Raw genomic sequence first — 22,237 nt, forward strand, 5'->3', positions numbered from 1 at the left:
GGAAAAGCGCGTCTAGGGGAGACCCCGCAGGCGAAAGCCGAGGAGGCTCCCCGACCGCCCGCGGAAAGCGAGTGCCTTACGTTCCAATCAACGGCTAAATTGTACAACTCATAAAAAATAGACAAACTCGATTTTCATCGAGTTTGTCTACAGTCTGAGATCCGCCATCTGGCGAATCCATTTATTACTTTATTGCATAAACCCGTTCAGGCCGGCCTACCGTGCCATATGTTAGATCGGCTTCGATTTTTTCCTCGGACATCAAGTGTTCAAGATAGCGCCTTGCCGTTGTCCTGCTCACCCCGATTTCCTTTGCCACTATTTCGGCAGTTAACCCCGGGGAGGCTTTCCCCAAAACAACCATCACCTTCTCCAAAGTCATCCTATCGATTCCTTTTGGCAGTGAAGTCTGGGCCCTATCCTTGTCATTCATTTCCTTTCGCAATAGCTTATCCACCTGTTGCTGCGTCACGGGAAAATTGCCCTTTTCCAATTCAGACAATTTAATGTAATACTCTTTATATCTGCGTAAGGACTGCTTGAAACGCTCAAATGCGACAGGCTTGATAATATAATCAAAGATGCCGATCTTGATGGCCTCCTGGACCTTTTCGATCTCTTTTGCCGCCGTTATCATAATGACATCCATTTGTTTGCTTTGCTGCTTAATATCTTTCAAGATATCGAGCCCATTCATATCCGGAAAATACATATCGAGCAATAATAAATCCGGCTGCATGATTTCAATGAAGCTTTTAGCCTCGACATAACTTGACGCGATCCCGATTGCTTTAAACCCCTCAATCTTTTCGATGAATAGCCTCTGTATCTCGGCAATCCGTAAGTCATCTTCTACGATTAAAACTTCTATATCGCGAATGGCCTTCATCTAATCACCCCTCTGTTTTTTGGTATGGCTATAGTAAAGATCGTATATTCCCCTTCTCTCGTCGAAAAAGTGATATATCCCCCTAATCCATCAATCGCTTCCTGAACAAGGCCCAAACCTATACCTGAATTGGTTTGATGGCTTTTCGTCGTAAAACCGTCCTGGAAAATACGTTCGGTAACCTCTGAATTCATTCCTTTCCCATTATCTTCAACTTCAATGATCAACTCTTTACCCAGATCCGTCACGAACAACGATACCCTTTTTTCCTCCCTTTGATTTTCGCGTACAGCTTCGAAGGCATTATTGATAAGGTTGCCGATGATCGTCACTAATAAATCCCGATCTATTTCGGGCGGAATATCTTTAAAACTGCTTTCTCTATCAATAGTAAAATCAATTTTCAGCTCGCTGGCTAAACTTACTTTCCCTAAAATGAACCCGGCAATAATCGGATCAGGCACTTCCTTCATCAGAAAGTGAATGAAGCCTTGAGTGACATCCACTTCCTTCGATATGAAATCAATCGCTTCTTTATAGGATCCCAGTTGGATCAGGCCTAATAGGGTATAGAGCCGATTGGAATATTCATGTGTCTGGGCCCTGAGCCCTTCTGCATACGCCTTTACATGTGATAGCTCTTGAAGGAGATTGGATAGTTCCGACTTATTCCGCAAACTTGCAACAGCACCGATGACTTCACCCTGTCCATTCAAAATGGGAATCCGGCTTGCTAAAAAAATTTCACCGTCAATCATGAATTCCTGGTCATACTCGGCCTGTGCCGTGCTGACCACATCCAGCAAATGTGTATGCCTGATGACTTCTTCAATTTTTTCCCCGCGAAGCATGACGTCTTTAGGGATATCCAGGATTTTATGTGCCGTTTCATTGACGACGGTGATTTTCCCATGAACATCAATGGCGATGATGCCTTCATGAATCGTTTCCAAAATGGCATGCTTTTCTTGAAACATCCAGGCAATCTCTTTCGGCTCAAGACCCAATATCGCCTTTTTTATATTTAATGAAATGAAAAAGGCTATTAATAAACCGCCGATTAAGATAATAGAGATGGTCCATACTATCTTTCGTTGTATTCTGGACACTTCTTTTTCAATATCATCCTGTAGGTAGCCAACAGAGACTACACCAATGACTTTTCCATTTGCCATTATCGGGGATTTCCCCCTTATGGAAGGACCCAATGTCCCAGTCGACTCCGTGATGATGGATTTCCCATTCCAAACCTCGCCGTTATCCCCCCCTACCATTTTCTTCCCGATCAAGTTTGGATCCGGATGGGACAGCCGTGTTTCATTCTCATCTCCTATTACTATGAATTCCGCATCGATCTGCCTGCGAATCTTTTCCGCGATGGGCTGAATGATTACAGAAGGATTTTCCGTCCGAAAAGCTTGTTTAATCTCAGGCAGCAAAGAAATGGTCTGGGCAACCGACAATGCTTTTTCCCCTGTTTCCTGTTTCAGGTTATTTTCTAAGATATTTATAAAAATAACTTCAAAGATTCCCCCCATTAAGATGATTAACGTACAGATGCCCAGCATCAACTTGGTGTGTAAACGCATTCAATCACCTCTTCATACATCATATAAAAAAAAACCCCTTTAAAAAAGGGGTTTTCATAACATTCAGAAAATATCAGTTAACCTTCAATATTAATGACAACATCCTTCCCCCTCTTCTTAAGTAAAACCGGAATGAGCAGCCATAATGCCGTTACAATCAGGAAGGTTAGGGAAAGCGGCCGAGTGAAAAACAAACTGTAATCCCCATCGGATATCGTCAAGGCCCTGCGCATATTATTTTCTATCATCGGTCCTAAGACCAGCCCTAATACCAATGGGGCGATAGGATAATCATTTTTACTTAAGAAATATCCCAAGACCCCGCATCCTAATAATAGCAATAAATCATAAGTCGATACTTGTACCGCATAAACGCCAAAAATGGAAATTGCGATAATGATCGGAATCAAATATTTCTTTGGCGTTTCAATGATTTTCGCAAAAACCTTAACGAGCGGTAGATTAAGGATGAGGAGCATCAGATTCCCAATGAACATACTTGCGATAAGTCCCCAAGCCACCTGAGGATGATCTTCAAATAATAATGGACCAGGCTGGACATTGTACATCATGAGTGCACCCATTAAAATGGCCGTTGTACCAGAACCTGGAATTCCCAGCGTCAATAATGGAATCATCGCTCCCCCAGACGCGGCGTTATTGGCCGTTTCAGGTCCAGCCACTCCAGCAATCGCCCCCGTGCCAAATTTCTCGGGTTTTTTTGAAATCCGTTTTTCCATAAGGTATGAGAAGAAAGAAGCAAGAGTGGCCCCTGCACCCGGCAGGATTCCTACAAAGAAACCCAAGAGCGATCCCCGGGCAATGGGACCCGCAGATTCCTTGAACTCTTCTCTGGAAGGAATCAAATTACTAATCTTCGCGATTTCACCGTCATCCTCTTCTTTTTCTAAGATCGTCTTGAACACTTCTCCAAGGGCGAATAATCCTACTGCAATTGTCAGGAATTCAATCCCCTGATATAACCAGGGAACATCGAAAGTAAAACGGGCTATTCCTGATACATTATCAATGCCTATCGTCCCAATCAGCAAGCCGCAAACAGTCATAATTAACGCCTTTGTTACGGACTTTCCCGCGAGACCACTGACAGCCGCCAAACCTAGAATCATGAGCGAAAAATACTCAGCCGGACCGAATTTAATGGCAATCGTCGATAATGGCTGAGCTAAGGCAATCATGGCAATAAGTGTGACTATCCCTCCAACGAAGGAACCGATGGCCGAAATGGATAACGCACTCCCGGCTCTGCCCTTCTTCGCCATTTGGTAGCCATCCAATGTCGTGACGACAGAGGAAGATTCGCCCGGTGTATTCAATAGGATGGAGGTCGTCGACCCTCCATACATCGCTCCATAATAAACACCTGCAAGTAAAATGATGGCACTTGTCGCCGCCTGCTCTGGTGGAAGTCCACCTGTAATCGAGGCGGTTACCGGAATTAAAAGAGCCACACCGCTCATCGGTCCGATCCCAGGCAAAACGCCGACAGCGGTTCCGATCAATACCCCGACAAATGCAAAAAGTATGTTATACCAAATAAGTGCCGTTTCAAATCCCTGCAATAAATAAACAAAAGTGTCCACTTCCCATCCTCCTTTCTTTTATGAAAACCAGATTGGCCAACCCGGCAATGTTCCCTTTAAAACGTTCACGAATAAAAAATAGACGATTCCGGAAAATCCTGCGGAAATGATGAGCGATGTCACCCACTTATTCCGTTCCATCGTTTGAAAGCAAACAAATAAAAAGAGAAAGGTCGTAATGACATATCCTATCGTTTCCAGTGTCAAAATATAAATCAAGGTTGAAATAAAAATGATGATAAAGGGCTTATACTCCAGCTTTTCCTTACTCGACTCTTGTCTCCTGCTACGATACGCCTCATAGAACAGGCGAATGCTTAAAGCGGCAAGGACCAATCCCAATACAAAAGGAAAAATGTCCGGTCCTACCGAACTTCCATAAGAAGAACTGGATAGCTTCCTGCTAGCTATCATAAACAGCACTCCGACAGCCAGAAAAGCTACGGATGCAAAGCGATCGAATTTCACGTCCATCCTTATCCCTCCATTTCAGAAAATAAGAAGAAGGTGAAAGCACCTCCTTCTTCTCCATTATTTTTCCATGCCTAAAGCTTCTAATAATTTCTGCACCTGTTTCTCCTGCTCTTCTAAAAACTTACTGAATTCTTCACTATTTTTATATTCTTGTTCCCATCCTTGAACTTCCACTTCCTTTTTCCATTCAGAGGTTTCAACTAACTTTGCAATGGATCCGTCCCAAAAGGTTTTCGCTTCCTCAGACATATTCTGAGGTCCAAAAACGCCTCTCCAAATCGTGAATTCCGCATCGACACCCTGTTCCTTTGCCGTCGGTATGTCTTTAAGATCTCCACCCAAGCGTTCAGTCGAGGTTACGGCCAACACTCTAATCTTTCCTGCTTTTAAAAATTCCCTGACACTGGATGCATCCGTTCCGATCACATCCGCATTTCCACCAAGCAACGCCGTAATCGCTTCCCCGCCACCGTCGTACGAGACGTATTTAAGTTCAGTTGGATTCAAGCCATATTCATAGGCTGGAAGAATGGAAATCAAATGATCCATGGATCCCGGAGCCGATCCTCCCGCAAAGGTTAACTTACGAGGATCTTTCTTCACCACTTCCAGCATTGATTTCAAATCCTTGAATTCAGAATCCGCCTTTACCACTATCGCTCCATAATCTTTTGTCAACTGCGCCAATGGAGTCGTATTTTTATATCCATAAGGACTGTTTCCCTCTTTTTTAAGGTTATTGATGATGACAGGCGGTGAATTCACGAAAAGCATGTCATTATTATCTGCTTGCTGTGTCGCATAATCCGCCATGAAGACAGCACCCCCGCCACCGGGTTTGTTTTCGACGGTTAATGGCTGGTTCACCAGTTTTGTCTCCCCCAAGACCTTTGTAAATGAACGGGCCGTCAAATCCCATCCCCCACCTGCACCCGAAGGAGCAACGATCGTAATGGCCTTTTTCGGATAACCTGTACTTTCTTTCTTCTCTCCTGATGTATCCGAACTGCTGCATGCACCTAAACTTAAAGCTAGAGAACTTGCCAATATGACCGCATAAATCTTTTTACGAGAAAACATATGAATCCCCCTTTTGAAAGCGTTTTCTTAATTCTACAAAATTATCTACCTTTTCTTTAATTATTCACCTAAAATACATAAATTTCATAATCTCCATATTGTTCATAAAGTTTTATGGGTGGACATGTGGAAAAAGACTGCCCATTGCGAGCAGCCCTGCTAGAATAGTATTTTTGATAGATATACGACCATTGTTACCGTTATACTGCTGAATAAAGTCGACATCAAGACCGCCTGTGCCGCATACTCCGGATGGTTGTCATATTCCAAAGCGAATAATGCGCTGTTTCTAGATGTTGGAAATGAACTTGCGATAAATAACCCCTGAGCGACAGTCCCTTCCAAGCCCAGCATGAGAATGATCAGGAATGCGATGGATGGCGAGAGTATTAAACGTCCAATCAAGCTAAGGATAAGCGGAAGAGGGAAATGCGTCATTTTCAAGTAGGCACTCTGTGCACCCAATGTAATCAAGGCTATGGCTATGAAAGCACTCGCGATATTATTAATCGGGGTCCATAGGAACAGAGGAATTTCAAAAGAAGTGGCCTGCAATAGTAGACCGAGTAAAAGAGCATAAATGACGGGGTTCTTCAGGAACTCGCGAATGGCACCCTTGGCACTTTTTGTATGGACGGAAACGGAATTCATCAATCCATAGGTATAGGTCAACAGGTTTTGAAAAATGATCACGATGACTTGGATCGACAGGCCAAGAGGATTGGCATGAAAAACCATCTGACTGACGGGTAACCCAAAATTGGCTGAGTTATTCAAGACCACACTATTTTTAAACGTGGCAGAGAGACTTTGATCGAACCTGGCAAGTTTAGCAATCACTGAGCTCACGATGATGAGGCTTACTGCTTGAAGAGCAAGGAAGCTGAATATCTGGACAATCATCCCCCCGCCCATATTGCTTTGATATATATTGACAAAACTAATGGCCGGCATGAGCAGGAAGTTATTCAATTTAGACAGCGTATTCAGATCCAGCTTGAATTTACGATGCATAATGGCCCCCGCCCCTATAAGGAAAAAGACCGGCACAATGACATTCAATACGATTAGAAACAGGACACTCACTTGACTTCCTCTCCATTCCTTAGGCTAATTCCTGTTGATTTACATCTCCCATCTATCATAATGCCGTGAAAGCCATAATTAAAATACCAATAAATTATCGTTAACCATTCAAAAACGGAATGATAAAAAAGCACAGAGGTTTCTGCGCTTCTATTTAAATATCACTCATGAAATCGACATCTTTGACAAATTCGACAAACGCTTTGACCAGTTTTAATTCCAGCGACTTTTCATGATATAACATCCATGTATTCCTGATAAGAGGATTTCCTTGCTTATCCTTAAGGTCCATTTGCCGGAGGCTTTGGTCTTTCTCCAATAAAACACTAGGAAGGATCCCATATCCCAGTCCATTCCTGACCATTTCTTTGCATGTATCGCCTTTATCCACTTCCATACCCACCAAAGGAGGTCCTGAAAAATTGTCCCTCCACCAATTTTCGATCATTGTTTTTAAAAGGGCGTCGGTCCTATAATCGATCCTCGGCAATGAGGGCAGGTCCCGAACTTCGATTTTTTCCTTAGAAGCAATACAAATCGTTTCCTCAAAAAGATGATGCCTTGATCCTGACCATTGATAGTCCCCCCGTACAATCCCGACATGCACTTCTTCCTTGTAAATGAGATTCAGTACTTCTTTACTCCATCCAGTAGTCACATGGAAATCCACTTTAGGATATCGTTCACGAAATAATCTCAACAGGCCAGGCAATTTATGCAGCGTAATATAGTTGGAAACACCCAGCCGTAATGTTCCACTGATCTCCTGACCCATATTGAATGCTGTCTCTTTTATCTGCCGGAGCCTGATCAGCATCTCATCCGCACAGATGGCCAAATATTCCCCTTGAGGGGTGAACTGCACTCCTCTTGTTCCCCGCTCCACAATCTTTAGATTGAATTCCTTCTCTATTTGTTGAATCCGTTTCGTTAAAGAAGGTTGTGAAATATATAAACTTTGCGCCGCTTTAGTAATATTCTTATGTTCATGCAACACCTTTAAAATATGCCAATCCCTTTCGTTCATAACCCTTCCTCCGATACGCTTTTCCTTGAATGTTTTATTAAAAATGTACCATAAATGGCCTTTTGGAGATATCATTTAACAAGGCTGTTTTCACAAACTTTGTTGCTATTTACTAGGTAGTGAGTTGTGGTTGATTTCCCTCCAGATGCTCGCTTTCCTTGGGGCGGGCGGTGAGCCTCCTCGGCGTAAACGCCTCACCTGTCCCGCTGCTCCCGCAGGAGTCTCGCACTTCCGCTCCAATCAACCTTAAATAGTTTCGTTTTAAAAACAACAATCTTTACGAAAAGAGCCTTTGACAAAGACAAAAAAAAGCCCAAGCCATGCCGGCAAGGACTTTCCCGTAAGCATCTTTCAAGCGGAAGATGCTCAGTCATTCAATTGAATTCTTTCAGGGCATGTATAGATATTCAGTGAATCATTACGAATGAACCCGACCGTGGTGATTCCCAATCCTTCAGCAAGCTCCAAAGCCAATTCGGTTGGAGCGGATTTCGAGAGGATCAGTTCACAGCCGATTTTCGCCACTTTCAAGAGAATTTCCGATGAAATCCGGCCGCTGAACACGATGGCTTTCCCTTCTATCGAAATACCATTTTTCAAGCAATGGCCGTATATTTTGTCCAAGGCATTATGCCGGCCGATGTCCATCCTGCTTAATACGAGGCCATCGACATCACATAAAGCCGCATTGTGGACTCCGCCTGTGTTCTGGAAGGTGACAGCGGAATTTTGTAAATCCTTCATCAAGCGGAAGCAGTCACCGGGAGTCAGTCTCACCGAAACATTATCCATTTTCTTGGCAGTCAATGCATCATTCACAAAGACGAACCCTTGTCTGCTCATTCCGCAGCATGATGTAATATACCGCTTATTTTGAAAGTCCTGGAAGTAGGGATTCACTTTATCTATCTTCACATGAACAAAGCCTTCTTTTTCCTGGACCCAAATTTCTTTTATCTCATCATATTTTTTGATGATGCCTTCCGAAGCCAAATAACCAATCACCATATCCTCGATGTATTCAGGAGTACAAACCATCGTGACGAATTCCTGGCCATTTATTTTGACAGTAACGGGATACTCCGTTACGATCGTATCTTCCGTCCGCTCGATGTTGCCTTTGGTTATCCGGATGATCTTCCTCTTCATTTCAATCGCCTTCATGTTCCCACTCCTTTTACTATCCAGGAGCCAATTGACCAATATGTAAGGAACATGGTCAATGCCCGTTGAGTTTGGCCGCTATATCCTTATCAAATACGAATACGGAAATCGCTATGTTCTCTTTAATTTTGATGTCTGAAAACAAATGGACCAGTTTAGCTCCAACCAGATCTTCCATTCCATCTGGAGGACTCTCCGAATACACATCCTGAACCATTTTGGTTCGTGCTGAATGGACCATTTCCCTTCCTTCCTCCGATCTTGATATGAACATTTCCGTAGGAGTCAAATTCCCATATAACGTAGAAACGGCCATATTTTCCACGAAAACCGTGTGTATCCGTTCTGGTCCTTTACCGAATAGTTCCTTGCGCAGCTTACGAATCATATCATTGAATTCATGGATAACTTTTGACACCGTTACGTCACTCCAATTTTAAGAAAATTAAGTTCTCAATTTTCTTATCATAAATCAACGCGACAAAAAACGAAAGGAATTTGGGAATGATACCCTCTTTACAGGATTGTTTCTTTTTATAATTAAAGGTATAATATCAATGATGAAAGTTGGGAGCATAATAGTGTACTGTTGTGTCCCTATCTTTTTTAAAATTATCCATTATGGTATGGATTGGTATATTGGCAAGCTTTGCTATTAAACTATTCCACCATGACCTACACCACCGTTTTAGAGCCGAAGGTGTAATCATGGTGGTTTTTTGCGTCTTTTTGGCTATAAAAGGGGGAAATATAATGAGCGATTCAAACATTTCTATCAAAATCAATGGGAAGGATTATACAGCAAATGAAGGAACGACAATACTGGAGGTCATCAATCAAAATGAGATAGCTCATCCACAGATTTGTTATGTTCCCGAAGTGGATCCGATCCAAACATGCGACACATGCATCGTCGAGGTCAATGGGAAACTCGTCAGATCATGTTCGACAAAAGCAATGAGAGGCATGGATATAGCCTTGGACTCAAGCAAGGCAAAAGAAGCCCAAACCGAGGCCATGGACCGGATCCTGGAAAACCATTCTTTATACTGTACTGTATGTGATAATAATAACGGAAATTGCAAACTACATAACACAGCAGAATTAATGGAAATTGAACACCAAAAATATCCTTACACACCGAAAGTGGAATTGGGTGCCGTCGATATGTCCCATCCATTTTACCGCTATGATGCCAATCAATGCATCGCATGCGGGCAATGTGTCGAAGTTTGCCAAAACCTTCAGGTCAATGAGACGCTCTCCATCGACTGGGAAGCAGAACGCCCTCGGGTAATTTGGGATGAAGGAACGGAAATCAATAACTCATCTTGTGTAGGTTGCGGACAGTGTGTAACCATTTGTCCATGTAATGCATTAATGGAAAAATCGATGCTGGGTGAGGCGGGTTTCATGTCTGGTTTAAAAAGCGATATGCTTGAACCAATGATTGACCTTGTCAAAGAAGTGGAACCTGGATACAGCGGGATTTTTGCCATTTCGGAGATTGAAGCGGCAATGCGTGATACACGGACGAAGAAGACAAAAACAGTCTGTACGTTCTGTGGGGTAGGATGCACTTTCGAAGTCTGGACAAAAGGCCGTAAAATCCTTAAAGTCCAACCTACTCATGAAGCACCCGTCAATGCGATATCCACATGTGTCAAAGGGAAATTCGGCTGGGACTTCGTAAACTCGGAAAAACGTTTGACAAAGCCCCTGATTCGGAAAAATGGAAGATTCGTTGAATCAAGCTGGGATGAAGCACTTGATTTGGTTGCATCCAGACTGGGTTCGATCAAACAGCAATACGGCGAAAATTCTGTAGGCTTCATTTCCTCATCCAAGATCACGAATGAAGAAAACTATGTGATTCAAAAACTGGCACGGCAAATGTTCGAAACGAACAATGTCGACAATTGCTCTCGTTACTGTCAATCCCCAGCAACTGACGGACTGTTCCGTACAGTCGGCATGGGAGGTGATGCTGGTACGATTAAAGATATCGCCGCAGCAGGTCTTGTCATCATCGTTGGGGCTAACCCGGCAGAAGGCCATCCCGTACTGGCGACACGCGTTAAACGGGCACACAAGCTTCACGGACAAAAACTGATCGTAGCTGACATCCGCAAAAATGAAATGGCCGAGCGTTCCGACATCCATATCAGTCCAAAACAAGGAACAGACCAGGTTTGGTTGATGGCGGTTACAAAATATATGATCGATCAAGGCTGGCATGATCAAGAATTCATCAATGAAAATGTTAACTTCTTCGACGATTATAAAGAAGTACTTGAAAAATATACCCTGGAATACGCAGAAACACACACAGGTATTTCAAAAGAAACATTGATCCAAATAGCCGAGACAATTCGCGATGCAGACGGAACATGCATTCTCTGGGGAATGGGCGTTACACAAAACACTGGTGCTTCCGACACTTCGGCTGCAATTTCCAACCTACTATTAGCTACAGGCAACTACCGTCGCCCAGGAGCGGGAGCTTATCCGCTTCGCGGCCATAACAATGTACAGGGCGCTTGCGATATGGGTACACTTCCAACTTGGCTTCCAGGATATCAGCATGTTACCGATGACGTGGCACGTGCTAAATTCGAAAAAGCCTATGGAGTGAAAATTGATGGCAAACCAGGCATGAACAATATTGAAATGCTTAAAGCGATTGAAAAAGGCGATATGAAGGCCATGTATCTTGTAGGTGAAGATATGGCACTTGTCGATGCGGATGCAAACCATGTTGATAAAGTGTTATCCGGGTTGGATTTCTTTGTTGTCCAGGATATTTTCCTTTCAAGGACAGCCCAATATGCTGACGTGGTATTACCCGGAGCTCCATCTCTGGAAAAAGACGGAACGTTCACCAATACAGAGCGCCGTGTACAGCGTTTATATAAAGCCCTTCCCACTATGGGAGATTCTAAAGCGGACTGGGAGATCACTCAAGAGATCGCCAACCGCTTAGGTGCGAATTGGAACTACACCCATCCTAGTGAAATTTATGATGAAATGGCCAGCCTGTCACCGATATTCAGCCAAGCGAATTACGATGTGCTGGAAGGCTGGAACAGCTTCCTATGGGGAAGCCATGATGGATCAAACACGCCGCTTCTTTATGTGGATGGCTTCAACTTCCCTGATAAGAAAGCACGCTTTGCACTGGCTGACTGGGTAGAACCTCATAAATTCCCAGCAGAATATGACCTTCATATCAATAATGGACGCATCCTGGAGCATTTCCATGAAGGAAATATGACGAACAAATCCAATGGAATCCAATCAAAGGTACCTGATATTTTCGTTGAGGTTTCACCAGAACTTGCAAAAGAACGTAAAGTCAGTGATGGCGGACTCGTTCGCTTTGTGTCACCATTCGGGGCCGTTAAATTAAAAGTCCTGATCACAGACCGAGTAAAAAATAATGAGCTATTTTTACCGATGAACTCAGTCGATAAAGATTCAGCCATTAACTTCCTGACTGGTCCTATCTATGATCAACGCACAAGCACACCCGCATACAAACAGACGATGGTCCGCATGGAAGTATTAAATGCAAGCGGAGACATCCCATTACCGGGCACCAATCCGCGAAATAAAAAACGTCACCCTCAAAATGGTGTCGAGGTTGAACGTAAGTGGGCCCGTCCAGGCTATGTTCACTTAACGGATAAATAAACAAGGAGGGCGATGATCATGGCAGTTCCAATTACGGAAATCCATAATCCCATTACTGAGGAAGAAAAAAAGCTACAAAAAATGGAGGAACTGAAAACGCTGATCACCGATAATGAAGATGCGTTAATCAATATGTTTAAAATTGTCAATGAACTGAATGACTCGGGCGTATTCGAAGCTGCGACTTCCATGCTTCAAGGAAAAGAACAAATTGCTAAAATCGCTCTTCAACAAGTCACAAGGCAACCTGTCACTAACCTGATCAATACCCTTATGGGGGCAACAGGAGCATTGATGAACGCCGATGCCGCACAATCCACGAAACTGCTGAATAGTGCACTTTCAGGAATTGATGAAGGAAACAAATTCCTTCAGACCGAAAAGAAAATCGGCGTTCTGGATTTAATGAAAACGTTGAATGATCCAGACATAAACCGGGCAATTGGTTTTGGCGTCCACTTCCTAAAGGGAATGGGCAAGGAATTGAAGGAATAAGATCGGAACAAAGACTTAAGAGAAGTTCATGCTTCTTTTAAGTCTTTTTTTATCATGTAGGACGATATGAATAACGCAAAATCAAGTATAGTTTAGACAATCAGCCTCCTGAGGGACTGATCACCTAGATATCACTCATCAAAAAAAAGGCTGTATACCCTCCCCTTATTCGCACCGCGGCTTGTCAGATTCAATGATTGCAAAATCCGTGTTGCACTGGATGAAGAGGAAATATTTAAAAAGTCCCTCAACTGCCGATTCGTTATCGTCGAGCCTACTAGATAAAAATAATCTCGTAAAGCCGGAATATGTGCTTTTTTACTGGATAATTGGCATTGAGGGCAAATCCACATGCCATGCCTTCTTAATACCTGATTGCCCTTGCAACTCTCACATATCACTCCTTTTATTAGGTCCTTTTCGGTAAGGTTGTATCGTTCCAGAATGGAAAAGTCCACATCGATATGGTGTTTATTCATTACGCGAACTGCTTTTTTCAAATCTTTTTCACTAAAACGGGAGTCTGTTATGGAATGGTCCATTCGATTTATTTTAGCGGGAAGCGCATCGCGATGGATAACTTTATAGTGGAGTTTATGGTTTCCAGGAGCTGTACGGATGATTGTTTTGGGATTACTGATGACAATTAAAGAAAGGATGGGAAGTGAGGGAAAACCATTTTTCAAGAACCAATTGGTTAACTGTGATTCTTGACGGCTGACTTGTATGATGGGATCTGGAAATGCCGTCTCTTTGCCTTCTATCGTTCGAATGAGCTGGTTGAAATGCGGATCAAAATAGATTGCCCCTGAAATGTTCTTCACTTCAATAATAAGCGCATATTTCTTGGAGATTAATAAGGTATCAAGTTGAAAAAATCGGGATTGATCCTGCAGTCTTAAATCGTGGAAGATATAATAGCTTTTCGGTTCAAGAAAGCCTAATGGAAAATCAATGGAACATTCTCCTTTATGGCCGGCTTCCCTTTTTTTGAGATCGTTCATTATTATAGGGAGTTTAGGGTGATTCGGAGGAAGCCTGTACACTAATGCACGTAATTTGCGGATGGCAAGAGGAACTTTTCGCTTTTTTACAATCAATTTCATCACTCCAATCTTGGTTTCTCCCAAAGGATTCTATAACAGTAGGAAATATTCCTTTAAATGATATCGATTGTACAATTTATCTGCGAAATCGGGAATATATCTGCGAAAATGGAGATATATCTGCGAAAACTCCTGATTTATCTGCGAATTATACGATTTATCGATTTTTCGACAAAAACAACTAAAAAGAAGACAAATAAAAAACCACCAATATATGTATTGGTGGAGACGGTGGGAGTCGAACCCACGTCCAGACATAACGGCACTTAAGCTTCTACGAGTGTAGTCGATATATTCGCATTTCGCGAACTCATTAGCCTATCGACAGGCGGCAGAGCAGCTAGTCTGATTGGTCTCTTCCTTCATCCTCAGACGGTGGATTCCGGCGTATCCCACTTAGAGTGAGTCCCTTACCCTACCACGTGGGCCATGGAGGGAGGAACAGCTATCGACTGTTATTAAGCAGCGAAAGCTAGGTTGTTGTTTTGTTTGCCAGTTATAGGCGTTGACGTTTTAACGAGGCCGATCCCCTCGACTCGCAACTTAAGCTCGAACTATCCCTGTCGAATCCGTAACGTCCCCATGATAGAAATGGAGCGTACGAGAGAAGAATAGTCAGCAAGTTGGCTGATATTCAATTGTCATCGGTACAGGATTAATTATAACAGATTGGTTCAAAAAAGCAATTGTAAGGTCTTGGCAGTTCTACATCTTCTGCCGATCACGGAAAGCACGTTCAATATCGCGTTTCGCTTCCTTCTTCTTCAGGTCATCACGCTTGTCATATTGTTTCTTCCCTTTTCCAAGTCCGATTAAAACTTTGGCAAAGCCATTCTTTAAATACATTTTCAACGGGACGATGGTGTAACCTGTTTCCTTTGTTTCACCGATCAGTTTACTGATTTCTTTCTTATGCAAAAGAAGCTTTCGTGTCCGCAACGGGTCATGGTTAAACTGGTTTCCCTGCTCATATGGACTGACATGCATATTATGAAGATAGATTTCACCATTTTCTATTTTAGCAAAGGCATCCTTCAAATTCACTCGGGCCGCACGGATTGCCTTGATTTCCGTCCCTTTCAAAACGATACCTGCTTCAAACGTTTGTTCAATAAAGAAATCATGATAAGCTTTTTTATTTTGTGCTAGTTGTTTACCTGAGCCTTTTGGCATCTAACTCTCCCCTTTTTTACATCCAATCGCGGCGAGAGGATGAAATGATCATCCCCCCCCTCAATCTTTATCTCTTTTTTGGTTTTCTCTTGCGCTTGGCAGCTGGCGCATTTTCAAAGAATTTTTTCTTCTTTTTCGGTTTTCTCTCGGAAGAAGGCGAATCTCCATTACGGCTGCCTCCGCGGCCGCCGCCTTTACCTTCGTTACGTCCCCCATTGCCACCGCGGCCCCGTTTGCGTTCACCTGAATTGGCTTTGAATATTTTCTTCTCGCCAGATGGACGCGGGCGGCTTACCTTCATGCCGATAATTTCAAAATCGATGGCGCGTTCCTCTTTATTGACGTTGGAAACACGTACGTCGATCTCATCGCCAATCCGGAACACATTACCGGTACGTTCCCCGATCATTGCAAGCTGACGCTCATCGAAGCGGTAATAATCATCCGTCATAAAGCTGACATGGACAAGTCCTTCAATGGTGTTCGGCAACTCGACGAACATCCCGAAATTCGTAACCGAACCAATGATACCGGTATATTCTTCGCCGATTTTATCAAGCATATATTCTGCTTTCTTCAAATCATCCGTTTCCCGTTCAGCATCGACTGAGCGACGTTCACGTTTCGATGTATGATCGGCAATTTCAGGTAAAATGGCATTCCATTTCTCCTTCGTAGCTTCATCGAGTTTACCTTCCACCAAGTAGGTCCTGATCAACCTGTGCACGATCAAATCCGGGTAACGGCGAATCGGTGATGTGAAATGTGTATAAAACTCAGCTGATAAACCAAAGTGACCTAAGCTCTCCGGGTCATATTTGGCTTGTTGCATGGAACGAAGCATGACGGTGGATATGACCGTTTCTTCCGGTTTACCTGCAACCGCCTCAATGATTTCCTGTAACGCTTTAGGATGAACGTCATTGGCTGACCCCCGTACAATATATCCGAAGTTCGTAATGAATTCAAAGAAACGCTGCAGTTTTTCCGGCTTGGGATCTTCATGAATACGGTAAATGAACGGAACGTCAAGACGGTTGAAATGCTCAGCAACGGTTTCGTTGGCCGCAAGCATGAACTCTTCAATCAGCTTTTCCGCAACCGACCTTTCACGTAAAACCACATCAGTCGGATGTCCCTCTTCATCAACGATAACTCTCGCTTCATTGAAATCAAAGTCGATTGCACCGCGGTTCATCCGATTTTTACGAAGGATGGCCGCCAACTTCTCCATGTCCTGGAACATCGGAACCAAAGCCTCATAGCGTTCGAGTTGTTCTTCATCCTTATCCACAAGGATTTTGTTCACATTGCCATATGTCATACGTTCAGTCGTCTTAATGACACTTTCGAAAATCTCATGGTTGACAACTTCACCATTTGGCGTGATTTCCATTTCACAAGAAAGTGTAAAACGGTCGACTTGTGGGTTCAAGGAACAAATGCCATTCGATAAACGATGCGGGATCATCGGGATGACCCTGTCAACCAAATAAACGCTCGTCCCTCTTTCTAAGGCTTCCTTATCGATTGGCGAACCTTCCGTCACATAATGGCTGACATCAGCAATATGGACACCAAGCTTATAATTGCCATTTTCAAGTTTGGAAACAGTGACGGCATCATCCAGGTCCTTTGCATCCGCTCCATCAATCGTGACCAAAACATCATTCCGCAAATCCCTGCGACTGCCAATTTCACTTTCTTGAATGGTATCCGAAACGGCATTGGCTTGCTCCATGACGTCATCCGGGAACTCCATCGGCAAGCCATATTTATGGATCACGGAAAGAATATCCACACCAGGGTCATTCTTATGCCCAAGAATCTCAATGACTTCGCCTTCTGCACTTACACGTCCTTCAGGATAAGAAGTCAGCTTGACGACAACCTTATGTCCCTCTACCGCTCCATGGGAAGCATGCTGTGGAATGAAGATATCGTTTGCAATCTTTTTATCATCAGGGATGACGAAACCAAAACTTTTACTTTCCGAGTATGTACCGACCACTTGTGTAATTCCGCGTTCAAGTATTCTGATGACCGTGCCTTCTTGTCTTGAGCCGGATGTTTCCGAAGATACTCGTACCATGACGACATCTCCATGCATCGCTGTACCCGTTTCATTTGGCGGAATGAAAATATCATCCATACCTGGGTTATCTTCAGGTGTAACAAAAGCGAATCCCTTTGCATGTCCCGTTAATTTACCGCGGAACAAATTCATTTTTTGCGGCAGGCCGTAACGATTGCTTCTCGTTCTGACCACCAATCCCTTTTCTTCCATCTTAACTAAAGCCTTAACGAAATTCTTGAAATCTGCCGAGTCTTCGATTTTCAAAGCCTCTTCCAGTTCTTGTACGGTTAACGGCTTATATGCTTCATCCGTCATGTACGTCAGCAGCTTATTAATATGTTCTTGAATGTTATCTTCCATAAAAACCCTCCTATTCAGGGTATGATAATTTTGTTATTCGGACCAATCCAGGCTTTCTAAAAATTCAAATACATCTTCATGCAATTGGTTTCGTTCTTTATCAAGAGTTATGACATGACCGGATTCTTCATACCACTTGATTTGTTTGACAGGTGATTCAATGGCATCAATAATAATATCGGCACTTTTGGGATTGATAACATCATCATGCCGGCCCTGCACGACAAATGTCGGCGCGTAAATAAGGTCGACGTGCTCTCGTACATCCGTTATCAATTCCTGAAGGGCTTTCAATGTATTCATGGGCTTTTCGGCAAGAAGGTCCATTTCAAGCTCTATTTGCTCTTGAGTTTTCCCTTCGTACTTCTTAAATTCTCTAGCGTACTCCAATACTCCTTTATACATCATTTCTTCACTTTTGATATACATAGGCGCACACATTGTTACGATACCCTTTATAGGTACAGTGTAACCTAATTTCAGAGAAAATACGCCTCCTAATGAGAGTCCGGCAACAGCAATTTCTTCATGGCCTTCGCTTTTAAGAAAATCGTAGGCCATCATGACATCTTTCCACCAATCTGTTGGACCCGTTTTCACTAACTCCTCTGGCGGAACGCCATGTCCTTTATAATGCGGGGCATGGCAGGTGTATCCCTGTTTCTCCAAGTAACGGCCAAGCATCCGCACATCTGCGGAATTCCCCGTAAATCCATGTAAAAGTAAAACAGCTCTTTTTCCGCCTTTAAAAGTAAAGGGCTGCTGCAGCTTGATTTTCATGATTTTAAACTCCTTTATCGGTAAATAGAATTCCCTATCCTATAATTAAGTACTAAAATCACTATATCTATTCATGCGACTATTGTGCAAAGAAAAAAGCCTAGCTATTTAGCTAGACTCATTTTTGATCCATTACACATCAAAGAATGCAACAAGTAAAGTTAAAGCAAAGAATAAAATGGCCAATACTACCGTTGCCCGATGTAAAACTAGGTCCAAACCGCGTGCCTTTTGCTTTCCGAATAGCTGCTCGGCACCGCCGGCAATCGCACCTGATAAACCTGCACTTTTACCTGATTGAAGCAATACAGTCACAATGAGGGCGATACTGACAATCACTAAAAGCGTTATGAGAAATGCATGCATGCAATTACACCTCCTGAAGAACCAATAAACAATTACTTTAACTTTACCACACCCACTAAATATCCACAATCTTTGTTATACTATAATGGTAAGAATTCCTAAATCCATAGTCGTTTATTTTCTTTTTGAAACAAAGTTTGAGATAATTTGCATAAAGAGAAAGAGGTGTCACCATGTTTAAGTCCATACTTCGGATTCTTGATCTCCTGACCATCCTATTCTCGGCGTTTGCCGGTTATTCTTTATGGACAGGCGGAAGCAATCTTATAAGTGTCCTATTAATCATCCTATCACCGCCTCTATTGCTGCTGGCAAAGTATCATGGAAATCGATACTTATTATTTGCTGCATATATCACGACAACCGTTTATTTTACTGCTATTATTTATAATGGACTTTCCAATAGCGGTATCGACTTTTTCCAATCAAGCTTCCATGTCCTCCTGATTGGGGCAGCAGCCGTCTTGCTGAGCATCATAGCAGCGGTGATCGGGTTTGGGACCAATACCCTTACGATTCTTTGGTTATCGCTGCACGCCCTTGTCACATTTGAGACAATCAGGATGTCATCTGGTTTCCTTTCGCACTTTTGGTCTGATCCTGTCTTGGAAACCGCAATCCGTAATGATTATCCTTTTTTGTTGATGGTGGTCTGGATTGGCTTATTTCTTGATAAATATCAAAGTGAATTAACAAGGGATTACTTATCACGATAATCTTTCAAAACTATTTCTATTGGAAATCTTATATTAAAAGCAAGGGGCCTTTCATATGTTAAAACCTATATTTGCAGCAACCGCTCTATCATCTTTCATTCTGATGGCTGGCTGTTCATTCGACCTGACCAGCGATGATAAAAAAGAGCCAAAAGAAGAACAACCGAGCTCCCAGGATAAGGAGACAGAAACTGATAAGAATAATGATTCAAATGAATCGGCCCAACGCCAGGTGGAAGTTGATGAAACGGTTAAACCCGCACAGGCTGGCCTTCAGACATTAGCCAACCCGGAAAGCATACCTGTACTTGTCAATAAACAATACAGCCTGCCGGAAGATTACAAACCTGAGGACCTTATCTACCCAAAAGTGGATTTCATCTTTCAAGATAAAATTGAAAAAAGAATGATGCGCAAAGAAGCGGGAAAGGCTCTTGAAAAATTGTTCCAGGCTGCCGAAAAAGAAAACATGCACTTTGCCGGTGTTTCCGCATACCGTTCACATCAAACACAAATCGCGGTCTTTAATAACTATGTGGCTAAGGACGGGGAAGAAAAAGCGAGAACCTACAGTGCAATGCCTGGGACAAGCGAGCATGAAACGGGTCTCGCGATTGATGTAACGACCCACGACGGCGCATGTGCTGCCCAAGACTGCTTCGGTGACACGAATGAAGCGACCTGGCTTGCCGAGCATGCCCATGAATACGGATTTATCATCCGCTATCCAGAAGGCAAGGAAAACATCACAGGCTATAAATACGAACCATGGCACATCCGCTATGTTGGTGTCGAAGCCGCAACTGAAATTTCCGAAACGAAGAGTACATTGGAAGAATACTATAATGCCGTGCCAGTGAAAGCTGTATCGAATAAATAAGAAAAGGTGCCCATATGCGGCACCTTTTTTTGTCTTGGATTTTATTAATCAAACGTTTGATTAAATGGGCTTGAATCCACCTGGAATCATGTCTAAGCTGTAACAAGCCCATCTTAATGAAGCATTGACTTTAAGGTTTGATAACCGTTCGAAATGAATCGGAAGCGACTGTACTTTCATAGTCACTTTCGCTGACTTCATAAGGTTTTGGTAACAAATAGGACTGCCCCATATTGAATGCACACTTCCCCCCTCATAAACATAGAAAACCTCCTATTCAACTGTGGATTGCCACATTGAATAGGAGGTTAAAAGAAATTATTATAATGAACCCATCCGCTTCTAGTCAGAAGCGGAATTCAAGATAATTACTTCTTCAAGTTATAGAAAGATTTCAAGCCGCCATATACAGCCAAGTCACCAAGCTGGTCTTCGATGCGAAGAAGTTGGTTGTATTTAGCGATACGGTCTGTACGGGACATGGAACCCGTTTTGATTTGGCCTGCGTTTGTTGCAACGGCGATGTCAGCGATTGTTGCATCTTCCGTTTCACCTGAACGGTGGGAAACGACTGCAGTGTAGCCTGCGCGCTTCGCCATTTCGATTGCATCAAACGTTTCAGTAAGTGTACCAATTTGGTTCACTTTGATCAGGATCGAGTTGCCGATGCCTTTTTCGATGCCTTCAGCCAATTTTTTCGTGTTCGTTACGAATAAATCGTCACCCACTAATTGAACTTTAGAACCAATGCGTTCAGTTAGAAGTTTGTGGCCATCCCAGTCATTTTCATCCAAGCCGTCTTCGATGGAAAGAATCGGGAACTCATTCACTAGCTCTTCATAGAAAGCGACCATTTCTTCGGATGTAACGCCATTGCGGCCTTCGCCTGCAAGATCATATTTGCCTGTTTCTTTGTTATAGAATTCAGATGAAGCTACGTCCATACCAAGGTAGATATCTTCGCCTGCTTTATAGCCTGCTTTTTCAATTGCCTCGATGATGACTTGTAGCGCTTCACGGTTTGATCCAAGGTTTGGAGCAAAGCCGCCTTCATCGCCAACAGCCGTATTCAAGCCTTTAGCAGAAAGGACTGACTTCAATGCATGGAATACTTCAGCACCCATACGAACGGCTTCTTTGAAGCTAGGGGCACCTACAGGAAGGATCATGAATTCCTGGAAGTCAACATTGTTATCGGCATGTGATCCGCCGTTAATGATGTTCATCATTGGAGTCGGAAGTTGTTTCGCATTGAATCCTCCAAGATAACGATACAATGGTAAACCTGAAAATTCAGCAGCGGCATGGGCAGCAGCCATTGATACACCAAGAATTGCATTAGCTCCCAAGTTTCCTTTGTTTTCAGTACCATCCAATTCAATCATAGTAAGGTCAAGGCCTGCTTGGTTCGTTACATCCAAACCAATGACAGCGTCAGCAATGATTTCATTTACATTATCAACTGCTTTTTGTACCCCTTTACCCAGGTAACGAGATTTATCTCCGTCACGAAGCTCAACCGCTTCGTGTTCTCCTGTGGAAGCACCTGATGGTACGATTGCACGTCCGAAATATCCGGACTCTGTTTGGATTTCTACTTCTACTGTTGGATTACCACGGGAATCAAGCACTTCGCGTGCATATACATGTTCGATGTACGGCATTATAAATCTCTCCT

At 43.1% G+C, this 22,237-nt stretch carries 19 protein-coding genes and 1 other RNA gene; 4 read left to right on the plus strand and 16 right to left on the minus strand.

The annotated features are described in order from the left end of the window. Positions 1-184: 184 nt before the first annotated feature. The 9 genes from SB775_RS03370 to SB775_RS03410 form a co-directional block, all read right to left on the minus strand. On the minus strand, positions 185-889 hold the full coding sequence (locus SB775_RS03370; RefSeq protein WP_089361924.1) for a response regulator: 705 nt from the start codon (positions 887-889) through the stop codon (positions 185-187). Next, positions 886-2,478: an ATP-binding protein gene (locus tag SB775_RS03375; RefSeq protein WP_410860528.1), complete on the minus strand. Its 1,593-nt coding sequence runs from the start codon at positions 2,476-2,478 to the stop codon at positions 886-888. Before SB775_RS03375 ends, SB775_RS03370 begins: the two co-directional genes overlap by 4 nt. Positions 2,479-2,555: 77 nt before the next feature. Next, a complete protein-coding gene (locus tag SB775_RS03380; RefSeq protein ID WP_061465531.1) occupies positions 2,556-4,082 on the minus strand; it encodes a tripartite tricarboxylate transporter permease in 1,527 nt (508 codons plus the stop codon). A gap of 18 nt (positions 4,083-4,100) precedes the next feature. Next, the gene (locus SB775_RS03385) at positions 4,101-4,556 is read right to left on the minus strand and encodes a tripartite tricarboxylate transporter TctB family protein (protein ID WP_410860530.1); all 456 of its coding nucleotides are present in this window, start codon (positions 4,554-4,556) and stop codon (positions 4,101-4,103) included. A gap of 57 nt (positions 4,557-4,613) precedes the next feature. Beyond that, complete coding sequence (locus tag SB775_RS03390) at positions 4,614-5,636, minus strand: tripartite tricarboxylate transporter substrate binding protein (RefSeq protein WP_410860531.1); 1,023 nt, start codon at positions 5,634-5,636, stop codon at positions 4,614-4,616. A 159-nt stretch (positions 5,637-5,795) separates the two neighbouring features. Further along, on the minus strand, positions 5,796-6,722 hold the full coding sequence (locus SB775_RS03395) for an AEC family transporter (protein WP_089361927.1): 927 nt from the start codon (positions 6,720-6,722) through the stop codon (positions 5,796-5,798). 154 nt (positions 6,723-6,876) lie between these two features. Next, the gene (locus tag SB775_RS03400) at positions 6,877-7,749 is read right to left on the minus strand and encodes a LysR family transcriptional regulator (RefSeq protein WP_410860533.1); all 873 of its coding nucleotides are present in this window, start codon (positions 7,747-7,749) and stop codon (positions 6,877-6,879) included. A gap of 366 nt (positions 7,750-8,115) precedes the next feature. Beyond that, complete coding sequence (gene fdhD / locus SB775_RS03405) at positions 8,116-8,913, minus strand: formate dehydrogenase accessory sulfurtransferase FdhD (protein WP_089361929.1); 798 nt, start codon at positions 8,911-8,913, stop codon at positions 8,116-8,118. A gap of 55 nt (positions 8,914-8,968) precedes the next feature. Further along, the gene (locus SB775_RS03410) at positions 8,969-9,331 is read right to left on the minus strand and encodes a Na-translocating system protein MpsC family protein (RefSeq protein ID WP_089361930.1); all 363 of its coding nucleotides are present in this window, start codon (positions 9,329-9,331) and stop codon (positions 8,969-8,971) included. 335 nt (positions 9,332-9,666) lie between these two features. On the opposite strand from SB775_RS03410, the gene fdhF reads away from it, so the two are divergent. Further along, positions 9,667-12,606: a formate dehydrogenase subunit alpha gene (gene fdhF / locus SB775_RS03415; RefSeq protein ID WP_410860534.1), complete on the plus strand. Its 2,940-nt coding sequence runs from the start codon at positions 9,667-9,669 to the stop codon at positions 12,604-12,606. Between the two features lie 18 nt (positions 12,607-12,624). Then, positions 12,625-13,101: a helical membrane plugin domain-containing protein gene (locus tag SB775_RS03420; RefSeq protein WP_410860535.1), complete on the plus strand. Its 477-nt coding sequence runs from the start codon at positions 12,625-12,627 to the stop codon at positions 13,099-13,101. Positions 13,102-13,232: 131 nt separating this feature from the next. On the opposite strand, the gene SB775_RS03425 is transcribed toward SB775_RS03420, so the two are convergent. The 6 genes from SB775_RS03425 to secG all read right to left on the minus strand — a co-directional run bounded on the left by SB775_RS03425 (position 13,233) and on the right by secG (position 18,963). Then, positions 13,233-14,207, minus strand: coding sequence for a nuclease-related domain-containing protein (locus tag SB775_RS03425; protein ID WP_410860684.1), 975 nt, complete (start codon positions 14,205-14,207; stop codon positions 13,233-13,235). Positions 14,208-14,427: 220 nt separating this feature from the next. Then, positions 14,428-14,789: a transfer-messenger RNA gene (gene ssrA, locus SB775_RS03430) on the minus strand. A gap of 123 nt (positions 14,790-14,912) precedes the next feature. Beyond that, entirely contained in the window at positions 14,913-15,380 is a 468-nt protein-coding gene (gene smpB / locus SB775_RS03435) for an SsrA-binding protein SmpB (RefSeq protein ID WP_057912049.1), read from the minus strand. 67 nt (positions 15,381-15,447) lie between these two features. Next, positions 15,448-17,817: a ribonuclease R gene (gene rnr / locus SB775_RS03440; protein ID WP_061465543.1), complete on the minus strand. Its 2,370-nt coding sequence runs from the start codon at positions 17,815-17,817 to the stop codon at positions 15,448-15,450. 33 nt (positions 17,818-17,850) lie between these two features. Then, on the minus strand, positions 17,851-18,597 hold the full coding sequence (locus SB775_RS03445) for an alpha/beta hydrolase (protein ID WP_089361933.1): 747 nt from the start codon (positions 18,595-18,597) through the stop codon (positions 17,851-17,853). A 132-nt stretch (positions 18,598-18,729) separates the two neighbouring features. Next, complete coding sequence (secG, locus tag SB775_RS03450) at positions 18,730-18,963, minus strand: preprotein translocase subunit SecG (RefSeq protein WP_061465545.1); 234 nt, start codon at positions 18,961-18,963, stop codon at positions 18,730-18,732. A 173-nt stretch (positions 18,964-19,136) separates the two neighbouring features. Between secG and SB775_RS03455 the strand changes: the two genes are divergently transcribed. Together SB775_RS03455 and SB775_RS03460 are read left to right on the plus strand one after the other, a co-directional pair. Further along, positions 19,137-19,679 (plus strand): hypothetical protein, encoded by a 543-nt coding sequence (locus tag SB775_RS03455; protein ID WP_410860536.1) that lies wholly within the window; start codon positions 19,137-19,139, stop codon positions 19,677-19,679. 55 nt (positions 19,680-19,734) lie between these two features. Then, positions 19,735-20,559 carry a M15 family metallopeptidase gene (locus SB775_RS03460; RefSeq protein WP_061465547.1) on the plus strand — a complete coding sequence of 275 codons (825 nt, stop codon included), beginning with the start codon at positions 19,735-19,737 and terminating at the stop codon, positions 20,557-20,559. 368 nt (positions 20,560-20,927) lie between these two features. Here SB775_RS03460 and eno read toward each other — a convergent pair whose 3' ends face one another. Next, positions 20,928-22,223 carry a phosphopyruvate hydratase gene (gene eno, locus SB775_RS03465; RefSeq protein WP_089361936.1) on the minus strand — a complete coding sequence of 432 codons (1,296 nt, stop codon included), beginning with the start codon at positions 22,221-22,223 and terminating at the stop codon, positions 20,928-20,930. Positions 22,224-22,237 lie beyond the last annotated feature (14 nt).

It is taken from the genome of Peribacillus sp. SIMBA_075 (assembly GCF_046534585.1).

Coding starts and splice junctions, on each gene's coding strand:
- SB775_RS03425 (WP_410860684.1), bottom strand. CDS start 14,207: ATGAAATTGATTGTAAAAAAGCGAAAAGTTCCTCTTGCCATCCGCAAA.
- SB775_RS03460 (WP_061465547.1), top strand. CDS start 19,735: ATGTTAAAACCTATATTTGCAGCAACCGCTCTATCATCTTTCATTCTG.
- smpB (WP_057912049.1), bottom strand. CDS start 15,380: ATGCCAAAAGGCTCAGGTAAACAACTAGCACAAAATAAAAAAGCTTAT.
- SB775_RS03400 (WP_410860533.1), bottom strand. CDS start 7,749: ATGAACGAAAGGGATTGGCATATTTTAAAGGTGTTGCATGAACATAAG.
- SB775_RS03370 (WP_089361924.1), bottom strand. CDS start 889: ATGAAGGCCATTCGCGATATAGAAGTTTTAATCGTAGAAGATGACTTA.
- fdhF (WP_410860534.1), top strand. CDS start 9,667: ATGAGCGATTCAAACATTTCTATCAAAATCAATGGGAAGGATTATACA.
- SB775_RS03455 (WP_410860536.1), top strand. CDS start 19,137: ATGTTTAAGTCCATACTTCGGATTCTTGATCTCCTGACCATCCTATTC.
- secG (WP_061465545.1), bottom strand. CDS start 18,963: ATGCATGCATTTCTCATAACGCTTTTAGTGATTGTCAGTATCGCCCTC.
- SB775_RS03385 (WP_410860530.1), bottom strand. CDS start 4,556: ATGGACGTGAAATTCGATCGCTTTGCATCCGTAGCTTTTCTGGCTGTC.
- rnr (WP_061465543.1), bottom strand. CDS start 17,817: ATGGAAGATAACATTCAAGAACATATTAATAAGCTGCTGACGTACATG.
- SB775_RS03445 (WP_089361933.1), bottom strand. CDS start 18,597: ATGAAAATCAAGCTGCAGCAGCCCTTTACTTTTAAAGGCGGAAAAAGA.
- SB775_RS03420 (WP_410860535.1), top strand. CDS start 12,625: ATGGCAGTTCCAATTACGGAAATCCATAATCCCATTACTGAGGAAGAA.
- eno (WP_089361936.1), bottom strand. CDS start 22,223: ATGCCGTACATCGAACATGTATATGCACGCGAAGTGCTTGATTCCCGT.
- SB775_RS03375 (WP_410860528.1), bottom strand. CDS start 2,478: ATGCGTTTACACACCAAGTTGATGCTGGGCATCTGTACGTTAATCATC.
- SB775_RS03390 (WP_410860531.1), bottom strand. CDS start 5,636: ATGTTTTCTCGTAAAAAGATTTATGCGGTCATATTGGCAAGTTCTCTA.
- fdhD (WP_089361929.1), bottom strand. CDS start 8,913: ATGAAGGCGATTGAAATGAAGAGGAAGATCATCCGGATAACCAAAGGC.